Origin of the sequence: Wolbachia endosymbiont of Phyllotreta cruciferae (genome assembly GCF_918697765.1) — a bacterium.
GTDB classification, from domain to species: domain Bacteria; phylum Pseudomonadota; class Alphaproteobacteria; order Rickettsiales; family Anaplasmataceae; genus Wolbachia; species Wolbachia pipientis.
In genome coordinates, this window is sequence record NZ_OU953855.1 from 260,478 (window position 1) to 279,179 (window position 18,702).

The following is an 18,702-nucleotide window of genomic DNA, read 5'->3' on the forward strand; positions in this document are numbered from 1 at the left end:
AAGTTTTATCGCTATGACTCCCCCACCAGAACCGTGCTTGCAGCTTTCCCGCACACGGCTCCACAATGTAGTATTCACAGCATTTCCTATTTTGTATATAATGAGTAGCATATTCTTGGTTTTGGTAATGGATTAACTTGTAGATAGTGTATAAATTGCTTTGAATTCATACTCTTCTTCTGACTACGTCGGTTTATCCATTTATACGCTAGCTTGATTACCCGCCAGAAGAATTTATTCAACCACCGGTAATTTCCGCTAACTCCGAAGTAGTTATAGTGTCCTGTTAGTTTTGCTTTAAGTATTGACCACCAATCTTTAAGGTGAACTTTATTTCGGATCTTTTTCACCCATTCTTTGATTTCTTTAAGTTTTCTAGATAGATTTTCTTTCGAGGTTTTATGACCTACCATTACTCTACCTTTACGACTCCTTGTACCATAATGGGTGAATCCTAGAAAGTTGAAACTTTCCGTTTTTCGTTTCTCCCTTATTCCTTGTTGCCACTCCTTTTTGCCAAACTTTACTATTCTTGTTTTGTCTTCAGATATTTCCAGTCCAAATTTTCCTAGCCTTTGTTTCAGTGACTCTAAGAGTTCTCTAGCATCTTTTTCTCTTTCGCAGCAAATCAGGTGATCGTCTGCATACCTAACTAGCTCCATATAACCTTTAGATCTTAGCTTGAATTTCTTTTCAAACCACAAATCCAGCACATAATGCAACTATATATTAGCTAGTATAGGACTTACTATTCCCCCCTGAGGTGTGCCTAGTTCAGTTGCTTCATAATGTCCTGCTTCGACTACTCCTGCCTTAAGAAATCGTTTTACTAACCACAGTATGTTTGGGTCTGTTATCCGTTCTCTCAAGCATCTCATTAGCCATTTGTGCTGGACATTATCAAAGAATTTCTTGATATCAACTTCTACTACATAGTTAGTTGGTCTGTACATAACTGCTTTATTTAGTGCATTTACCGCTTGATGACAGCTTCTACCAGGACGAAAACCATATGAGTTATCCAGAAAGTTAGCTTCATAAATATTTTCTAATATCTTCTTCAGCATTATCTGGACTAACTTATCTTCTGTAGACGGTACTCCAAGCCCGCGTTTCTCTTTGCTTCCAGCTTTTGGTATATATACTCTTTTCACTGGTTGCGGTTGATATCGCTTTCTTTTCATACTATCCACCAGAGTGTTGAGCTTCTCTTCAAGATTTTCTCCATAAGCTTCTACTGTCACCTGGTCTATACCGCATGCTTTGTTATGCTTTAGCTCTTTATAACATTCAGCAAGATTCTCTGCGTTTATCAGATGAATTAACGATTAAATTTCAATCGTTTATCTTGCCTGGCTCTTACTGCTATCTGATTTAGTTTTCTTTGCACGTTATTCCAACCTCCGTTGTATTGGCATAGCAATTCCTAAACCAGTCACTATATTGCTGACCGCTTCCCCTTGTATGTGGCTTTCCCACACTCTGAGTACTATCAATCAGTCCGACTTCCTTTATATCTTCCGTCAGTACTCGCCTTTGTTGACTTGTTCCAACGTACCTTAATAGGAATACAAAGGATCTCCCAAGTTTACGTAAACTCCATCTCAACACGTGATACGGCCTCAGATCCCGATAGAGTGAGTGATAACTTGCCCTATTGTTACCCTTCTTGCTGTCTTCCACTATATGCAACGTGTCGACCTCTATGACATCGAGAATTTCGGGACTCAATACCTTCACTTTCGTTGTACCCTGTGTTGTCCATTCCACTAGCTTTACTACGCTCGTTACCTTACGCAGCATAGTGGTTTGTTCCAGCCTGCTGGCTAGGCTTTGCCTGGGTTGGATTTTCACCAACTGGACTTTACGCACTTTGCTTGGCGCACGCATGTTTCACCTAAAAAGGACACATTTTAGACTTCTTTGTTGAAATAAAACAGAAACAAAAGTGCTGTTTATTGCACTCTTTGGATAATTTAATGATAAAAAATTTAGAGAGAAATTTTATACACTATCGCTGATATTTTTCCTTAAGTTGACGCCATTGTGTGTACGATTGTTTGTCTGATGTCATTCAAGTAGCTAACTACTTGGATCCAGTTTATATAAACCTTTGCATTTATTGTACTTTAACTTAAAACCAAAAGCAACTTTGACTTTACAAAATAATAACCTTTTATATGCATAAATAAGCTTACTGGATTCTAGTACTTGCATGACAAGGTATAAACCTTATCGTCATACCACCGCGAACCGTCATACCGTCACGGTATCTCTAGATCCCGCTAACACGTAGCGGGATGACGAATTATTTAACCGTCATCCCGCGATTCATTCGCGGTATCTCTAGATCCCGCTAACAAGCAGCGGGATGACGGTTGTCGTTTAGCTATAAATATTAAAAAATTTACCAAGCGAAAAAAAAGGCAAAAGAAGCCCCGTGGTGGTTGGCTATTTACTATGTACTAAAATATCGGCGTTTTTTTTATTCTAAAACGCTTGATTAAGAGCGATTTAGCTGCTTTTAACTTGCAACTAACCTACATCGCAAGTGTTTAAGAAATTTACTAAGCAGGAAAAAAGGCAAAGAAACCCCGTAGTAGCTAGCATTCAAATTCTCCCTTGTCAATTTGACGTTTTTTGCTGTCTTAAACGCTTTGTAAGCGCGTTTCGGCTTATATAGGTAAAAACCTAAAAATTTTTAAAGACATGCGATGCACGTAGTGCGAAAAATTAAACATGAGACGCCAAATACCCTAAGTTTTTTGTCATTAACCTGCACGGATTGCGAAGATAAATAAATAGCTTCAGTACCATGATAGGGGGGCTGACAAAGCTTGTCAAGGAATTTTTATGGCCTAGCGTCACGTGCTGGAATGACATTTGGGAATATGTTATCCGTTTGTCACTTCTAAATGATAAGAGCCTCAATGAATTTATTAGTTTATTACATGTCTCTTTTCATGTATAAATCTATAGAAAGTTTTATACGGAAGTTGTTTTATGAGCAAAATTATAGAAATCAGAGCACCAAAAACTCTTGGTGGTGAATCAGTTACAGAAGGTATAGTAAAAATAAAGAAGGGTATTGGAGAAGCAGTAAAAGTAGATGACTTGATCTTTGAAATTGAAACTGACAAAACAGCACTCGAATTAACTGCAGAAGCTTCAGGGCAAATAACTGAATTTCTTATAAAAGAAGATGATGTAATAAGTCCTGATCAATTGTTAGCGAAGCTTTCCATGGGAGAAGTAAAAGAGGAAGCGAGAAAAGAAGATAAAAGCGAAAGTGCTGCTAAAAAAGATGCTCCATCAGCTCGTAAAATTATGGAAGAAAATGCAATCAGTGCAGAAAGCGTCAAAGGAACTGGCATGGGAGGCAGAATAACAAAAGCAGATGTGATAGGCCATATGAACAAAGCTGAACAACCTGCAATAAAACAATATGAATTGCCAAAAAGTGTAGTAAGTGGAGAGCAAAGAGAGGAACGAGTAAAAATGAGTAAAATAAGGCAAGTAATTGCCGCTCGTTTGAAAGCATCGCAAAATACTGCTGCAATACTGACCACGTTCAATGAAATTGACATGAAAAATGTCATGGATCTAAGAGCAAAATATAAGGACGCCTTTGAAAAAAAATATGGAATAAAACTTGGTTTTATGTCGTTTTTTATAAAGGCAGCGGTGCAAGCATTGAAAGAAATTGCTGAAATTAACGCTGAAATCTCAGGCGATGAAATCATATATAAACATTACTATGACATAGGTGTTGCTGTTGGCACTGACAAAGGCCTTGTTGTACCTGTTATTCGGAGTGCTGATCAGATGTCATTTGCAGAAATTGAGTTGACTTTAGTTGCTCTTGGCAAAAAAGCTCGCGAAGGTAAATTACAAGTATCAGAAATGGAAGGTGCAACATTTACCATCTCAAACGGTGGAGTATACGGTTCACTTCTTTCCACTCCGATAATAAACCCTCCGCAATCTGGAATACTTGGAATGCATTCAATACAAAACAGGCCAGTTGCTGTTGGTAATGCAGTAGAAATCAGACCTATGATGTACATTGCTCTCTCTTACGATCACAGAATAGTTGACGGCAAAGGAGCAGTAACTTTCCTCGTTAAAATAAAAAATTATATAGAAGATCCAAATAGATTAGTTTTGGAAGTGTAGCTCAAATGAATTGTTGTTAATCCAGTATTGCTAAAAACCTAAATGTCATCTAGTTCTGCCAGCAGTTTAGCAACTTCCGGATGATCAGGGCCATAATGTTTCTCAAAAATAGGCAAGGCCTGTTCAAGCAATTCCTCTTGTTTCTTGTGATCGCCCAAAGCGCCATAGGCAATACCAAGATTTGCCAGTAGTTTGGCAACTTGAACATGACCAGAGCCATAATGTTTCTCAAAAATAGGTAAAGCTCGTTCAAACAACTCTTTTGCTTTCTGATGATCGCCAAAAGTGCCATAAACGATACCGAGGGTTGCCAGTAATTTAACAACTTCAAAATGGTCGAGGCCGTAATGTTTCTTTCGAATTGCTAGAGCCTGTTCAAGCAACTCTTTTGCCTTCTGGGGATTACCTAAAACCCTATAAGAATTACCGAGGTTTGCCAGTGTTCTAGCAACTTCAAAATGGTCAGGCCTGTAATGTTTCTTTTTGATTGCTAAAGCCCGTTCAAGTAACTCCTTTTGTTTTTTATAGTCACCTAAATCCACATGAGAGATACCAAGGTTTGTCAGAGTAATAGCGACTTCAAAATAATCGGGGCCATAATGTTTCTCTTGAATTACTAAGGCTCGTTCAAGCAACTCTTTTGCTTTCTGAGGATTACCCAAATCCCTGTAAGCGTTACCTAGATTCACTAGTGTCCTAGCAACTTCGAAATGGTCGGGGCCATAATGTTGTTCATTAATTGCTAAAGCCCGTTCAAGTAACCCCTTCTGTTTCTCGTAGTCATCTAAATCCCCATGAAAGACACCAAGGTTTGTTAGTGTAATAGCAACTTCAAAATAATTGGGGCCATAATGTTTCTCTTGAATTACTAAGGCTCGTTCAAGCAACTCTTTTGCCTTCTGAGGATCACTTAAATTCCTGTAAGCATTACCTAGATTCACTAGTGTCCTAGCAACCTCAAAATGATTAGGTTTATAATATTTCTCTTGAATTACTAAAGCTCGTTCAAGCAACTCTTTTGCCTTTTGAGGATCACCTAAAGTACCATAAACGATACCCAGGTTTGCCAGTGGTTTAACAATTTCAAAATGGTCAGAATCGTAATGTTTCTTAAAGATAACTAAAGCCCGTTCAAACAACTCTTTTGCTTTCTGAGGATCACCTAAAGCATAATGAGCGGTGCCGAGATTTGTTAGTATGGCAGTAACTTCGAAATGGTCAGGGCCATAACGTTTTTCATTAATTGCTAAAGCCCGTTCAAGCAATTCCTTTTGTTTCTTATGATCACCCAAACCCCCATAAGCGATACCGAGGTTTGTTAGTGCTATAGCAATTGTGAAATGATCGGGGCCATAATGTTTCTCAGAAATAGGTAAAGCCCGTTCAAGCAACTCCTTTTTTTTCTTGTGATCACCTAAATCTCCATAAGCATTACCTAGATTTATCAGTGTTTTAACAACTCCAGAATGACCAAAGCTATAATGTTTCTCTTGAATTATTAAAGCTCGTGCAAGCAGCGTTTTTGCTTTCTTGGGATCGCCTAAAACTATGTAAACGCCACCTAAGTTTGTCAGTAGTTTAGCAACTATAAAATGATCAGGGCCATAATGTTTCTCTTGAATTATTAAAGCCCGCACAAGCAACTCCTTTTTTTTTCATGATTACCTGACGCACCATAGGCAATACCAAGATTTGCAAGTGGTATAGCAACTTCAGGATGATCAGGACTGTAGTGTTTCTTAAGGACGGGTAAAGCCCGTTCAAGCAACTCTTTTGCTTTTTGAGGAGTACCTAAAGCCCTATAAGAGTTACCAAGGTTTGCCAGTGTCCTAGCAACTTCGAAATGGTCAGGGCCATAATGTTTCTCTTTAATTGTTAAAGTCCGTTCAAGAAGCTCCTTTTGTTTATCATGATTGCCTAAAGTCCCGTAGGAACTACTTAGGTTTGTCAGTATGGCAGCAACTTCGAAATGGTCAGGGCCATAATGTTTCTCAGAAATAGGTAAAGCCCGTTCAAGCAACGTCTTTTTTTTCTTGTGATCACCTAAATCCCCGCAAGCGATACCGAGGTTTGTCAGTGCCGTGGCGACTATAAAATGATCAGATCCATAATGTTTTCTAAAGATAGGTAAAACCCGTTCAAGCGACTCCTTTTGTCTTCTAGGATTACCCAAGTAATAATATCCATCACTCATTCGTATTAACAAATCCACAAGATAATCCTTCTCTATTGTTTGCTTTTCTAAAGGATTTTTTCCTAGCCAATCATCTATATGTGATAAGAACGTTTCTAAATGTGGTAACAACTGTCGTTTCTTAGCATAATCTTCTAATTTGTCACTGTCGTCAGGGAAGCTTTCTTTTAATAATTGAAAAACGGTTTTTATATCTTTTTTAATTTTTCCACTTTCCTTTGACTTTAGCCTAATTACATCTTGTACTAAACAGTGAATAGAAACACTACTACTCTGCTCATTGGACACTAGCATCGAATATCTCAATAATATACCTAATACTTCTTCAAAAGGTTTTTCTTCAGAATTGTTCTCTACAATCTCAGGAAATATTCTTAACAAATCTTTAGGAATATCATTGTCTAAATATGCACAAGCTACTAACAACTTGCTTGCTAGTTTAGACTCATTACGAATTGCGTCCATTGTAATATCCCAAGTAATAAACACAGGCTCATGGTTAGAATCCTTAGGTAGTGTTTTATGAGATAATAAATAAAGCTTCCTTTCTGCATAAATTTCTAAGTAACGTGAGATAGTCATTTTGTTTTCTTTGATGTAAGCGCAAGCCTGAGCTAATGCCAAAGGTAATCTACCTAACTTTTCTGCCAATATACCTATATTTGGCCTATCGCTTTCTGAAACCTGGCCTAGAATTTTCTTAACATATAATTCTGATTCTGGGGGAGTAAAAACGTCTACACCTATACTCCCTTGTGGCCATTCAGTATTACGAGACGTAACTATTATTTTGCCGCCTTTTGTAGGTCTGAGCTTAGAAATGACTTCATAATTTGATACATTATCATAAATCAACAACCAGCCTTCACGTTTAGAATCTTCTAGCCAGTTTTTCACATAATAAGCTCGCTGTGCAATAGAAATGTTGTCTTCATCGTGAATAATATTTAATTTTCTTCCTAAATTAACATATTCACTGAGTAGTTGATCTTCATCTTTTGCATTAAACCAACATATTGCCTTGTATTCTTTCCCATGTTTTTGAATAAAATCTAGCACTGACTGTGTTTTACCTACTCCACCTAACCCGTACAAAGCAGTTAATATAACTGGCTCATTTTTTGTCTTTAGATGATTTACTATTTCTTCATTGAGATATTCTCGTTCAATGAAATTTCCACTAGCTATTTTAGGTGGAATGTTCCACCGTTCAAATAGATCTTCTCTAGGTTTGAGACTATAAAGATGTTCTATAACTTCCCTAAAATAATCGTCTTTTCTTGTTAGATAAGAAACTTTGCTACCCTGTTGTGCCCACCATTTCCCTACCTTGTCATATACACGGACAAAAACTGTATCAATATCTTCTTCCCCTGATATTTTGTATATATTCCCTATTTCTTTCTTAATAATATCATCTAATTTTGAATGATTAGGTTGATCAACTACAAACCTTATTCTAAGTAAAAAATCTTCTATTTCATCGTCACTACCACAACTGAAGTATTTTTTCAGTTCAGTATGATTTTTTATTTTGTAGCACGTTCCTTTTTGACCTTCATAAATATTTAAAGTGTTATCATTTGTTAACTTTGACTCTTCCAGATACTTCTCTAATGTTTCTACGCTTCCTTGCTTCTCTGTACCTTTTTTTAGGTTCACATTGACATTAGTATGAATGACAAGCGTAATATCACTGTTCTTACACTCAGGGTTTTGCTTAATCTCAGGATGAGATTCAAAATATTTGTTTAACCCGAAATCTTCTTTCTGTTGCTTTCTATCATTTCCATCAATAAACAAATCTTCAAAAGTAATATTCTTCGAAGAGCGATGTGTATTGCAGTGCTTAGCTTGAACCAAGATAATTCTCGATTTGTTCTTCTGATCTTTATACTCAAAAAAAATATCATCAAAGGCTCCAAAACCTTCTATGTTTGATGCTAACCAAAAGTCAATTTTACTACTTAACCCATGAAGTAGATACAGCATTAATAATTTTACTTCATACTTGCGACCATGATCACCTGTTGATGTGCCATCTCTCTTCTTAAATGTACGATCAATGGCGTCAACTTAAGAACTTTCATTAGCAAACTCTCCTAAAGACATGATGGCGTTTGCTACCTTATTGCGGCTGCCCTGGTCGAATTTTAACTTTATAGCTAACCCAAGAAAGGTTTCCCTACATCATACCGCCGAGGCGCATAAGTGTTGAAAGTATCAAAAATAACGTGATATGAGATGATCAACGGCATGTAAATTACCTCCCGACAGTAAAACAATCGAACGTATAAAAGAGTCATTTAGATCCAATGTGAATTGCAGTAATGCTATTTTGAACCCATGTAGATTATTTTTGATTTTATAAACAAGAAATAACAAAGCCGTAATAATAATCATGTAAATATACACCTTCATGCCATTCATAGTATGGCTTAAAAAGTGCTTATATCCAAGATTTTGCTTTATAAATTTAAAGAACACTTCTATATCCCATCTGCGCCTATATAGCTCTGTTACTTCATAAGCTGGCATTTCAAACAAGTTTGTCAAAAACCATATTTCATCTCCAATTTTATTTCTGATTTTTATTAGCCGTAGATCATGCTTTTCTGCCACTTTACCTCGTGCACGATAAAGATTAACTATTATATCTTCTAAAATCTCTGATCCATCCGATTTTTGTTCTCTTATAACTTTGTTCCTGCTTATAACATCATGTTTTCTTCCTACTTTAACTCTTGTGATAAATTTGTACTCCTTTTCATCAAATTCGGCAAAAGTTCCAACTTTTCTGATTCCTCTATCAAATAATAAAATATCCTCTTTTTCAACTTTAGCTTCATTAATTGCTCTCACTAATGCTATATCTTCACTACTTTCTTCTTGTCCTTTACAAAATCTTATACTTGTCGGCAATTGATCCTTTAATCCTACACTCACTTTAACTTGACTGTCGTTACTTTTACCGCCTATTTTTAGCCCATCTTTTATGAGATATCCCGATAAATTTATGATCGTCGAATCAAACTTATGTAAGTTATTTGATGTTTTTTGGGGTAATAGCTTTTTAATCTTGCTCATCAAATCAATATATACTCCCTTAAAATATTCTGGATTTATAACTTTTAACCTTTTTGACAAACCACTGTATGTTACTGTACTTTTATCGCTATTCTTATCCATTATACACCTGTTTATTACCATTTCTAGCGCTCTTAGGCTTGTTTTTTGCCCCATTAATATTAACTTCATTAGACCTTTAAATATAATCTTGCCCAACAATTTAGTATTACATTTATCTACTTCACTTAATTTTCCTAGCCTTTCTAAATCCTCATCTTTTATTAAATTTAGTACTCTTTCTATTTGATCCATTATTGCCTCCATTTTCTTGCAATAATAGTTCTTTATGTCTTTTTTGTGTTACTTTCAACACTTATGCGCCGCGGCGCTAACCTTACTATTACCCACAAATATAAATGTTTGTTGCATAGCTCTTAATGGCATAACTTTTGCTTGAAATAACTGTTTATATGGTGCAATTTACAGCTTTTAGTTGCTAAAATTATAACTCTTAGTTTAATAATTTTAATCTAATAAGCTTTCAGGTTAATAAAATTAAATTATTTGAGTAAATACAATACTATGTTTTTATTTGTGGGTAATAGTAAGGGCGCTAACGAGTAGCGGAATGACGAATTTGTTGTTTTTCAAATTGTAGGTAAGCCTAAAGCTATAGAAAAAAAGAAGAACCAGTTTCTTAGGTTTTCATTGACATAATCCACTTCATATGCCATAATAAAATTTTATATCTTGGAGAAAAAAATGCAGGGGTTAGGTCAAATACTAATAGCAGTCAATTGTAGCCAAAACCTGAACAAGGATAATATAGCCGATAAAATAAAAGCTGAAATAGAGGCTAAGTCCAATGAAAGAAATTTAGGAACTATAGAAAAATTTCTTAAACGGTGGGAAAAAAATAATTTTGATCTAAAGAAATTTCCATGTGGTGATTTACTACAATTCGCAGCTAAATTTAATTGTGCAAAATTAGCAGAGCATTTGGTGGCAAATGGTTTTGATATTAATGACAGCTTTCCTTTGCATTGTGCTGCTCAGCACGGACATACACAAGTAGCGGAAATCTTACTTGCAGAAAAAGCAGACGTTAGCATGCAGGACCGAAAGGGATTCACTCCCTTAGATTATGCTGTTCACCTTGGGAATAAGATAGAAATGGTAAGGCTTCTGTTAAGGGCAGGAGCTACTAATGTACAAAATGGATGTGGATTTACTCCTTTGCATCATACTGCTGAGTGTGGATATGTACAAATGGTGGAAATCCTACTAAAAGAAGGAAGGACAGATGTTAATGCGCGAGATAAAAAAGGAAGAACTCCTTTGCATTATGCTGCTGAGAACGGGTATACACAAATAGCAGAGGCTCTATTAAAAGCTTACTTTTACCCACAATTTTGAGAGGTTATGATGTGAAGCATAACAATGCTCTCCTTAAGGTTTTCATAGCCCCGCCATAGAGCTTACTATTACCCACAAATAAAAACATAGTATTGTATTTACTCAAATAATTTAATTTTATTAACCTGAAAGCTTATTAGATTAAAATTATTAAACTAAGAGTTATAATTTTAGCAACTAAAAGCTGTAAATTGCACCATATAAACAGTTATTTCAAGCAAAAGTTATGCCATTAAGAGCTATGCAACAAACATTTATATTTGTGGGTAATAGTAAGGCCATAGAGTCATAGACCCTGGTAAATTATCACTTTTTCTATTCATAAATCACCCAATTTTCCTAACCAAATAATAGCTTGTTTTATGTTTGGAGGTTCTTCGGGTAATGTTGCTACCCGATACTCACGCATGTAAAGGACCTTCCACTCTTCGTTGCTTAAAATTTTAGTACAAATTTCCATGGGATTTGATAAAGCCACTTTTGTCAAATATAAAATTTTAAACGCGATTATACTTTTTATAGCAATTAACTTCTGTAATCTTTCTTTTGTAGCTAAGCGGGAGCTTTCTATCTTACATCCTGATTTTAAAATCCTAAAATACTCTTCAATTTTCCACCTTAGCTTATACCAATTTATCTTTTCTATGGCATCTAAAGTATTATTAATCGGTACATTAGTTAGTAGAGTCCAGTCGATAGCTTCCAATCCATCAGGAGGATTTGTTTCTTTTGCACTTACCACATATACAGGGATTTTATCACTTATTTTATGTATTGTATCTTTTGACCCATAAATGGAAGAAGATCTGATAGGTATATAGCCTTTCATATACTTAACTTCAATATTAGCTTTCCTTGATCTCTGGTTTCCACCTTTAGTAACTTCTAGAGAAATTTTCTTTTTTACTGGCAGTTGAGTGATGCGTGTTTGCAAATCTGTTTTTCCGACTTCAGTACAGATAAATCTTCTATTAGCTCGATTGCGGATTACATAAAAACTACCTAACGTCTCAGCCACCCATAAAAATTTGAAGATGTCTGCTTCCCTATCACCAAGGGTAACAAGTTGTACATTTGGAGGAAGGTTGTTTATAGTTTCTTTAAGAGCTGTTATCCACTTATAACTTTCTTTTTCTTCTATGGAGGTACGGTATTTTCTGTTTGCTTTTTCTTGTGCCGTTTCTTCTTCCCTAATAGAACGCGCCCAACATTGTTGGGAAGATAGACCTAAAGGTAATCCGTCTCTGCTGACTATTAAGGCACTATGCAACAGTAAACCCATTTTATGCTTTGTATAAGCTTTAGAAATACTGCCTAGTCTCTTGGTCTTTATATGAGAGTCAAAATCCAAATAACTTGTATCTTGAACTGAAAAGACCAACTGGTTTCCTTTTATTCTTTCCTTAGTTTCTTTATAATGGGAAGAATAAATTTCCTTATCTTCAAGCTTTTCATTGCTAAATAATCTATATGCACCCTTAGCTTCTTTCCACCCACTACAGCTTTGATTAATTGAACCAGATGCCTTACCCTCTATGCAATAACTTGTTTTTATAAGCCTTTTATTAAGCCTTTTATCTCCCAAATTAATGTGTTTTAACTCTCTTTCCAGCCATTTATCCCATAAGTGTTGAAAGTAACACAAAAAAGACATAAAGAACTATTATTGCAAGAAAATGGAGGCAATAATGGATCAAATAGAAAGAGTACTAAATTTAATAAAAGATGAGGATTTAGAAAGGCTAGGAAAATTAAGTGAAGTAGATAAATGTAATACTAAATTGTTGGGCAAGATTATATTTAAAGGTCTAATGAAGTTAATATTAATGGGGCAAAAAACAAGCCTAAGAGCGCTAGAAATGGTAATAAACAGGTGTATAATGGATAAGAATAGCGATAAAAGTACAGTAACATACAGTGGTTTGTCAAAAAGGTTAAAAGTTATAAATCCAGAATATTTTAAGGGAGTATATATTGATTTGATGAGCAAGATTAAAAAGCTATTACCCCAAAAAACATTAAATAACTTACATAAGTTTGATTCGACGATCATAAATTTATCGGGATATCTCATAAAAGATGGGCTAAAAATAGGCGGTAAAAGTAACGACAGTCAAGTTAAAGTGAGTGTAGGATTAAAGGATCAATTGCCGACAAGTATAAGATTTTGTAAAGGACAAGAAGAAAGTAGTGAAGATATAGCATTAGTGAGAGCAATTAATGAAGCTAAAGTTGAAAAAGAGGATATTTTATTATTTGATAGAGGAATCAGAAAAGTTGGAACTTTTGCCGAATTTGATGAAAAGGAGTACAAATTTATCACAAGAGTTAAAGTAGGAAGAAAACATGATGTTATAAGCAGGAACAAAGTTATAAGAGAACAAAAATCGGATGGATCAGAGATTTTAGAAGATATAATAGTTAATCTTTATCGTGCACGAGGTAAAGTGGCAGAAAAGCATGATCTACGGCTAATAAAAATCAGAAATAAAATTGGAGATGAAATATGGTTTTTGACAAACTTGTTTGAAATGCCAGCTTATGAAGTAACAGAGCTATATAGGCGCAGATGGGATATAGAAGTGTTCTTTAAATTTATAAAGCAAAATCTTGGATATAAGCACTTTTTAAGCCATACTATGAATGGCATGAAGGTGTATATTTACATGATTATTATTACGGCTTTGTTATTTCTTGTTTATAAAATCAAAAATAATCTACATGGGTTCAAAATAGCATTACTGCAATTCACATTGGATCTAAATGACTCTTTTATACGTTCGATTGTTTTACTGTCGGGAGGTAATTTACATGCCGTTGATCATCTCATATCACGTTATTTTTGATACTTTCAACACTTATGCCATTTATCCCCTAAGCCATCTGTATATTGCACGCTTGTACTTGTTTCTATCATTTTGATCCTAAATTATTTAGCTTACTCACTTTTTACATTTGTGGGTAAAAGTAAGGTCTATACCGCATGCTTTGTTATGCTTTAGCTCTTTATAACATTCAGCAAGATTCTCTGCGTTTATCAGATGAATTAACGATTAAATTTCAATCGTTTATCTTGCCTGGCTCTTACTGCTATCTGATTTAGTTTTCTTTGCACGTTATTCCAACCTCCGTTGTATTGGCATAGCAATTCCTAAACCAGTCACTATATTGCTGACCGCTTCCCCTTGTATGTGGCTTTCCCACACTCTGAGTACTATCAATCAGTCCGACTTCCTTTATATCTTCCGTCAGTACTCGCCTTTGTTGACTTGTTCCAACGTACCTTAATAGGAATACAAAGGATCTCCCAAGTTTACGTAAACTCCATCTCAACACGTGATACGGCCTCAGATCCCGATAGAGTGAGTGATAACTTGCCCTATTGTTACCCTTCTTGCTGTCTTCCACTATATGCAACGTGTCGACCTCTATGACATCGAGAATTTCGGGACTCAATACCTTCACTTTCGTTGTACCCTGTGTTGTCCATTCCACTAGCTTTACTACGCTCGTTACCTTACGCAGCATAGTGGTTTGTTCCAGCCTGCTGGCTAGGCTTTGCCTGGGTTGGATTTTCACCAACTGGACTTTACGCACTTTGCTTGGCGCACGCATGTTTCACCTAAAAAGGACACATTTTAGACTTCTTTGTTGAAATAAAACAGAAACAAAAGTGCTGTTTATTGCACTCTTTGGATAATTTAATGATAAAAAATTTAGAGAGAAATTTTATACACTATCGCTGATATTTTTCCTTAAGTTGACGCCATTGTCCGTTCAGCAGAGTGGCAAAGTAGGTAGGCAAGATAAACTAAAAAATCAAGAAAAAGTGAGTGTACAACAAATGGTGTCATGCAAGTAGCTGACACTGGTTCACTTTATGATGGTGTCATCCCAGTGCTCCCTTTCTTGTCATCCCAGTGCTTGACACTGGGATCCAGCTTTTGATCGAAAATGTTGTATAGTGCACAATCAATTTTTCTGGATTCCAGTGGGCTTTGTTGCATAGCAACTGAAAAAATCTGGTGGCTACTGACAAAATTCATTATAAAATAGCCATTTAACCTTGAAAGAAAAAATATGCCACAAAAAATGAGGGTCAGTAACCATAGCGAATATAACAAATTTCTAGAAAAAAGAGGAAATATTTTTCATTATATCAACGAAGCCATAGAAAAGTGGTACGAGAATGGTCCAAAAATACCAGGTGGCAACAATATTTATAGCGATAAAGTTGTAATTTTGGTGCACATAATAACTTGTTTATTTAGAATAGGCCTGAGGCAAACAGTTGGGTTTATAGCAGGATACCTTGAGCAAATTGGGAAAAATTTGCAAGTTATCAGCTATTCACAATCATCAAGAAGGTTTAAGAAACTCAATATTAAGATCAATGATTGCAGAATTGATAAAAATAATATGGAAGATATCGAAATTACTATAGACAGTACAGGAATTAGTATATACAACAACACTCCTGGTCATAGCAAAGAAAATAGCGAAGATAGAAAGTATCGCAGCTATGAACAGACAAGAAAATTGCATGTAATGTTGAATACAAACAGCAAAAAAGCCATAGCTGTAAAATACAGTAACGGTGTCTACTCTGATCACTATGGAGCTTGTGATTTGCTAAAAGAAGTCGATTTTCAGTATGTCATAAAAGTACTATATGCAGATAGGGCATATGACAGAGAAAAGCTCTATAAGCTGTGTAATCAATATGGTATAAAAACGAAAATTCCTCCGAAAAACAACGCAGCAGAGCATCCAAAATTGGATTATATGCTTGATAGAAATGCCGCTATTCAGTTAATGAAATTACATGGTGAGAATGGTATAAAAAGATGGAAAGAAGAAGTAAATTACGGAAAAAGATCGTATATTGAAGGATTTTTCTCAAGGTTGAAGCGAATATTTGGGTTTAGTTTTAGGAGCAAATCTGAGATTAATCGTGAGAAGGAACTGCTACTCAAGTGTTATTTGCTTAACAAATTTACTGAAATAGGCATGGCTAAGTTTGAGATAGCTTCATGAATTTATTGTACGTTACCTACTATCCGAAGAGCGATACAACAAAGCCATTCCAGTGTCAAGCACTGGGATCTGGTAGACAATGTTCATACAGCAGCTACTCGGATGACACCTTGTGCTTGCTGGCTATAATTGCTAAGGATTTTTATTTAATTTAACTGCATCTTTTGCCTTATCCAATAACCCATTAATAAAACCAATTTCGCTTGGTTTATCAAGTAAATCAGATGCAATGTTAGTATATTCATTAATGACAACTGGAACTGGCGTATCACAATTAGCTAACTCACATATTGCAACACGCAAAATAGATAAGCTTATAAGATTTAACCGTGAAAGGGACCAACTTGGGTGTAAATAAGACTCTATTATTTTATCATATTCTTCACTGCTTTTTATAACCTTATATAACAAGTTTTCTAAGAACTGATGTTCAAATTCTTCACATTCAAATATATTTTTCAACTTATTTATGTAGTCCTTAAGCTCACAATTTTCCAGTTTAAAAGTGCTTTTGTTGTAACCTACGAAAATATTTGAATAGGCAATTTGTACAGCAAGAAATCTTGCCGTGCTTCTTTTTATGCGCCACTTTTTATCTACTGGTTTTTCCTCCATTATTTTAATTTATTGTGTAAATCTATCATACGCAAAACAGTTGAGGCTGCATGGCCACCAACGTTCTTTTTGTTTTTATCAGCTCTAACTAGTGCTTTATCTTTGCTGTCAGCGGTAATTACACCCATACCAAGGGGTATTGCATAATGCATAACAACCTCATTTAAGCCTTCAATTACTCCTTTACAAACATATTGATAATGATCGGTTTCACCGCGAATTACGCACCCAAGAGCTAAATAACCATCATAATTAGTATGCCCACTCTTGACTGCAAAAAGAATTGTAGCTGGTATCTCAAATGTACCAGGAACCTCAACTACATCGTAACTGGCATTACTGCCTTTTAATTTATCAATTGCACCTTCAAGCAAAAGGTTCGCTATTTCAGTATAATAAATCGAATTAACTATTAGTATTCTCGACATTTACTACCACTTTTTTTGTTAAAAACAACTTTATTAATGACTGTTGAATTAGAGTTATAATATTACTAAATATCCAATATATTACCAGGCCGGCAGGAAAAGAAGAAAAAATAAAGACAGAAATGTAAGGTAAAAACTTCATAACATTTACTTGAATATCATCTTTACTGGTTTGATCTTTCTCACTTAGCTTCTGCTGAATTATCATGGTGGCACCGAAAATTATAGGTAAAATGCCTATAGAAATAGGAAAGTTATAATTAAACAACCCAAATAATGTAAAGATGTTCGTTGGGTCAGGAGCTGAAAGATCCTTAATCCATAAAAAAAAAGGAGCATGCCTCATCTCTATAGTAACAAATAATACTTTATATAGAGCAAAAAATACCGGTATTTGTATTAGCATGGGAAAAATGCTCGACATTGGATTTACGTTGTTTCTCTTAAACAATGCAATTGTCTCTTTATGCTGCTTTAAGCTGTCATTTTTATACAACTCTTTTACACGAGTTAGCTCAGGCTGCAAGCTTTTCACCTTGAACATTGAAACATATGATCTATTAGATAAGGGAAGCATCAAAAGTTTGATTACTAAAGTCAGCAATAATATTGCTAAGCCAAAATTCTTTAAAACGAAGTTAAAGTATTCAAGCAGTAAAAACACTGGTTTAGTTATAAAGTAAAGAACACCAAAATCTACAGCTTTATCAAACAAAGGTATATTGAGAGTATCCTTATAAGAATCCAGTAAATTCAACTTTTTTGCTCCAGCAAAAAAATAATTCACATTAGAAGTGCTTGCACCAGGAAGTATACTCTTATAAGACTTAACAAAATCTACTTGAAATTTATCAATATCATTAGCGTTAGTATGTTTAATGCTTACATTTATTTTATCAGATTTTTCAGGTATGATGGCTGTGAGCCAGTATTTATCAGCAAAACCAAACCAATTTTTTTCACTCGTGCTTGCTTTTATTAAATGTTTTTTGGAAATATCCTTATATGTCCACTCCTCTAGTTTATTATCAAATGCACCCAGTACTCCTTCATGGGATATCCAATAAGATTCGTTGATATTGTCACGTTTACGGTTAATTTTACCATAAGGAACCAAAACTACATTATCCTTTGTATTATTTTCAACAACTTGCTCAACTTTAAACATGTAATTATCGTCGAGGTTAATTTTCATTCTAAATAAAATGCCATTCTCATTGTCCCAAGATAAATTGACCTCTTTTTGATTAAGTTTATCTGCTCGCCAGACTGCTTTAGAATCTGGAACTTTAATCTTGTTACTCGGATCGAGCCACCCAAATTCTGCAAAATATACATCTTTTGATTCTGCAGGTGACAGTAACACCACTTGTGGAGAAGAAGAACTCGGTTCTAAGTGGTAATTAGTTAAAATTAAGTCATCAAACCTTGCACCTTTCAGAGAAATTGATCCTTTAATCATGTTATTGGTTAAACTAACCCTCTGTTCTCGAGTAGAATTAATAATTTCAGAACGATTTTGGTATATTATAGGAGCAAGGTCGTTAAAAGATTCGATATGTTCAATCAATGGCTGGTTTTGGTTTGTACTAAAAAAATTATCATAAATAATACGCCAAGACACCATGATTAACATGGAAAGGATAGCTGCCAAAATTAAACTTTTTGCTTCTGACATGAAATTAAATCAAACATATCTTCTTAAAGTGTATACTAAATATTGTACTAAAACAATGAAATTTACTTATTTTTAATAATAACTTTTAA

At 35.0% G+C, this 18,702-nt stretch carries 12 protein-coding genes and 1 pseudogene; 4 read left to right on the top strand and 9 right to left on the bottom strand.

All coding sequences use genetic code 11. From position 1 onward, the window contains the following. Positions 1-86: 86 nt before the first annotated feature. A pseudogene (gene ltrA, locus NL281_RS09075) lies at positions 87-1,184 on the bottom strand (group II intron reverse transcriptase/maturase). Between the two features lie 1,819 nt (positions 1,185-3,003). On the opposite strand from ltrA, the gene odhB reads away from it, so the two are divergent. Beyond that, on the top strand, positions 3,004-4,176 hold the full coding sequence (odhB, locus tag NL281_RS01295; protein ID WP_253303443.1) for a 2-oxoglutarate dehydrogenase complex dihydrolipoyllysine-residue succinyltransferase: 1,173 nt from the start codon (positions 3,004-3,006) through the stop codon (positions 4,174-4,176). Between the two features lie 38 nt (positions 4,177-4,214). Here odhB and NL281_RS01300 read toward each other — a convergent pair whose 3' ends face one another. From NL281_RS01300 to NL281_RS01310, 3 genes are all read right to left on the bottom strand, one after another. Further along, positions 4,215-5,813 carry a tetratricopeptide repeat protein gene (locus tag NL281_RS01300; RefSeq protein ID WP_253303444.1) on the bottom strand — a complete coding sequence of 533 codons (1,599 nt, stop codon included), beginning with the start codon at positions 5,811-5,813 and terminating at the stop codon, positions 4,215-4,217. Continuing rightward, complete coding sequence (locus tag NL281_RS01305) at positions 5,801-8,362, bottom strand: tetratricopeptide repeat protein (protein ID WP_253303445.1); 2,562 nt, start codon at positions 8,360-8,362, stop codon at positions 5,801-5,803. Before NL281_RS01305 ends, NL281_RS01300 begins: the two co-directional genes overlap by 13 nt. 231 nt (positions 8,363-8,593) lie before the next feature. Continuing rightward, entirely contained in the window at positions 8,594-9,763 is a 1,170-nt protein-coding gene (locus NL281_RS01310; RefSeq protein ID WP_253303197.1) for an IS4 family transposase, read from the bottom strand. A gap of 426 nt (positions 9,764-10,189) precedes the next feature. On the opposite strand from NL281_RS01310, the gene NL281_RS01315 reads away from it, so the two are divergent. Further along, positions 10,190-10,855 carry an ankyrin repeat domain-containing protein gene (locus NL281_RS01315; protein ID WP_253303446.1) on the top strand — a complete coding sequence of 222 codons (666 nt, stop codon included), beginning with the start codon at positions 10,190-10,192 and terminating at the stop codon, positions 10,853-10,855. Positions 10,856-11,174: 319 nt separating this feature from the next. Here the strand turns inward: NL281_RS01315 and NL281_RS01320 are convergent, their stop codons facing one another. Further along, a complete protein-coding gene (locus NL281_RS01320; protein ID WP_253303447.1) occupies positions 11,175-12,509 on the bottom strand; it encodes an IS4 family transposase in 1,335 nt (444 codons plus the stop codon). A 22-nt stretch (positions 12,510-12,531) separates the two neighbouring features. Between NL281_RS01320 and NL281_RS01325 the strand changes: the two genes are divergently transcribed. Next, positions 12,532-13,701: an IS4 family transposase gene (locus NL281_RS01325; protein ID WP_253302993.1), complete on the top strand. Its 1,170-nt coding sequence runs from the start codon at positions 12,532-12,534 to the stop codon at positions 13,699-13,701. Between the two features lie 1,043 nt (positions 13,702-14,744). Here NL281_RS01325 and NL281_RS01330 read toward each other — a convergent pair. Next, positions 14,745-14,894, bottom strand: a complete 150-nt coding sequence (locus tag NL281_RS01330; RefSeq protein WP_253303448.1) for a WPE palindromic element domain-containing protein — start codon at positions 14,892-14,894, stop codon at positions 14,745-14,747. A 41-nt stretch (positions 14,895-14,935) separates the two neighbouring features. On the opposite strand from NL281_RS01330, the gene NL281_RS01335 reads away from it, so the two are divergent. Then, entirely contained in the window at positions 14,936-15,892 is a 957-nt protein-coding gene (locus NL281_RS01335; protein ID WP_253303449.1) for an IS5 family transposase, read from the top strand. 132 nt (positions 15,893-16,024) lie between these two features. Here the strand turns inward: NL281_RS01335 and nusB are convergent, their stop codons facing one another. Genes nusB through yidC form a run of 3 tightly spaced genes read right to left on the bottom strand, consistent with a single transcriptional unit; the run spans position 16,025 to position 18,613 of the window. Further along, positions 16,025-16,507, bottom strand: a complete 483-nt coding sequence (nusB, locus tag NL281_RS01340; protein WP_253303450.1) for a transcription antitermination factor NusB — start codon at positions 16,505-16,507, stop codon at positions 16,025-16,027. Next, positions 16,507-16,935, bottom strand: coding sequence for a 6,7-dimethyl-8-ribityllumazine synthase (locus NL281_RS01345; protein WP_006279647.1), 429 nt, complete (start codon positions 16,933-16,935; stop codon positions 16,507-16,509). The genes nusB and NL281_RS01345 overlap by 1 nt, the downstream gene beginning before the upstream one ends. Next, positions 16,913-18,613 (bottom strand): membrane protein insertase YidC, encoded by a 1,701-nt coding sequence (yidC, locus tag NL281_RS01350; RefSeq protein ID WP_253303451.1) that lies wholly within the window; start codon positions 18,611-18,613, stop codon positions 16,913-16,915. The genes NL281_RS01345 and yidC overlap by 23 nt, the downstream gene beginning before the upstream one ends. Between the last annotated feature and the right edge of the window lie 89 nt (positions 18,614-18,702).

Excerpts from the sequence above, each read along its gene's own strand:
- odhB (WP_253303443.1), top strand. The coding sequence starts at position 3,004 with ATGAGCAAAATTATAGAAATCAGAGCACCAAAAACTCTTGGTGGTGAA.
- NL281_RS01305 (WP_253303445.1), bottom strand. The coding sequence starts at position 8,362 with ATGCTGTATCTACTTCATGGGTTAAGTAGTAAAATTGACTTTTGGTTA.
- NL281_RS01310 (WP_253303197.1), bottom strand. The coding sequence starts at position 9,763 with ATGGAGGCAATAATGGATCAAATAGAAAGAGTACTAAATTTAATAAAA.
- NL281_RS01320 (WP_253303447.1), bottom strand. The coding sequence starts at position 12,509 with ATGTCTTTTTTGTGTTACTTTCAACACTTATGGGATAAATGGCTGGAA.
- NL281_RS01325 (WP_253302993.1), top strand. The coding sequence starts at position 12,532 with ATGGAGGCAATAATGGATCAAATAGAAAGAGTACTAAATTTAATAAAA.
- NL281_RS01335 (WP_253303449.1), top strand. The coding sequence starts at position 14,936 with ATGCCACAAAAAATGAGGGTCAGTAACCATAGCGAATATAACAAATTT.
- nusB (WP_253303450.1), bottom strand. The coding sequence starts at position 16,507 with ATGGAGGAAAAACCAGTAGATAAAAAGTGGCGCATAAAAAGAAGCACG.
- NL281_RS01345 (WP_006279647.1), bottom strand. The coding sequence starts at position 16,935 with ATGTCGAGAATACTAATAGTTAATTCGATTTATTATACTGAAATAGCG.
- yidC (WP_253303451.1), bottom strand. The coding sequence starts at position 18,613 with ATGTCAGAAGCAAAAAGTTTAATTTTGGCAGCTATCCTTTCCATGTTA.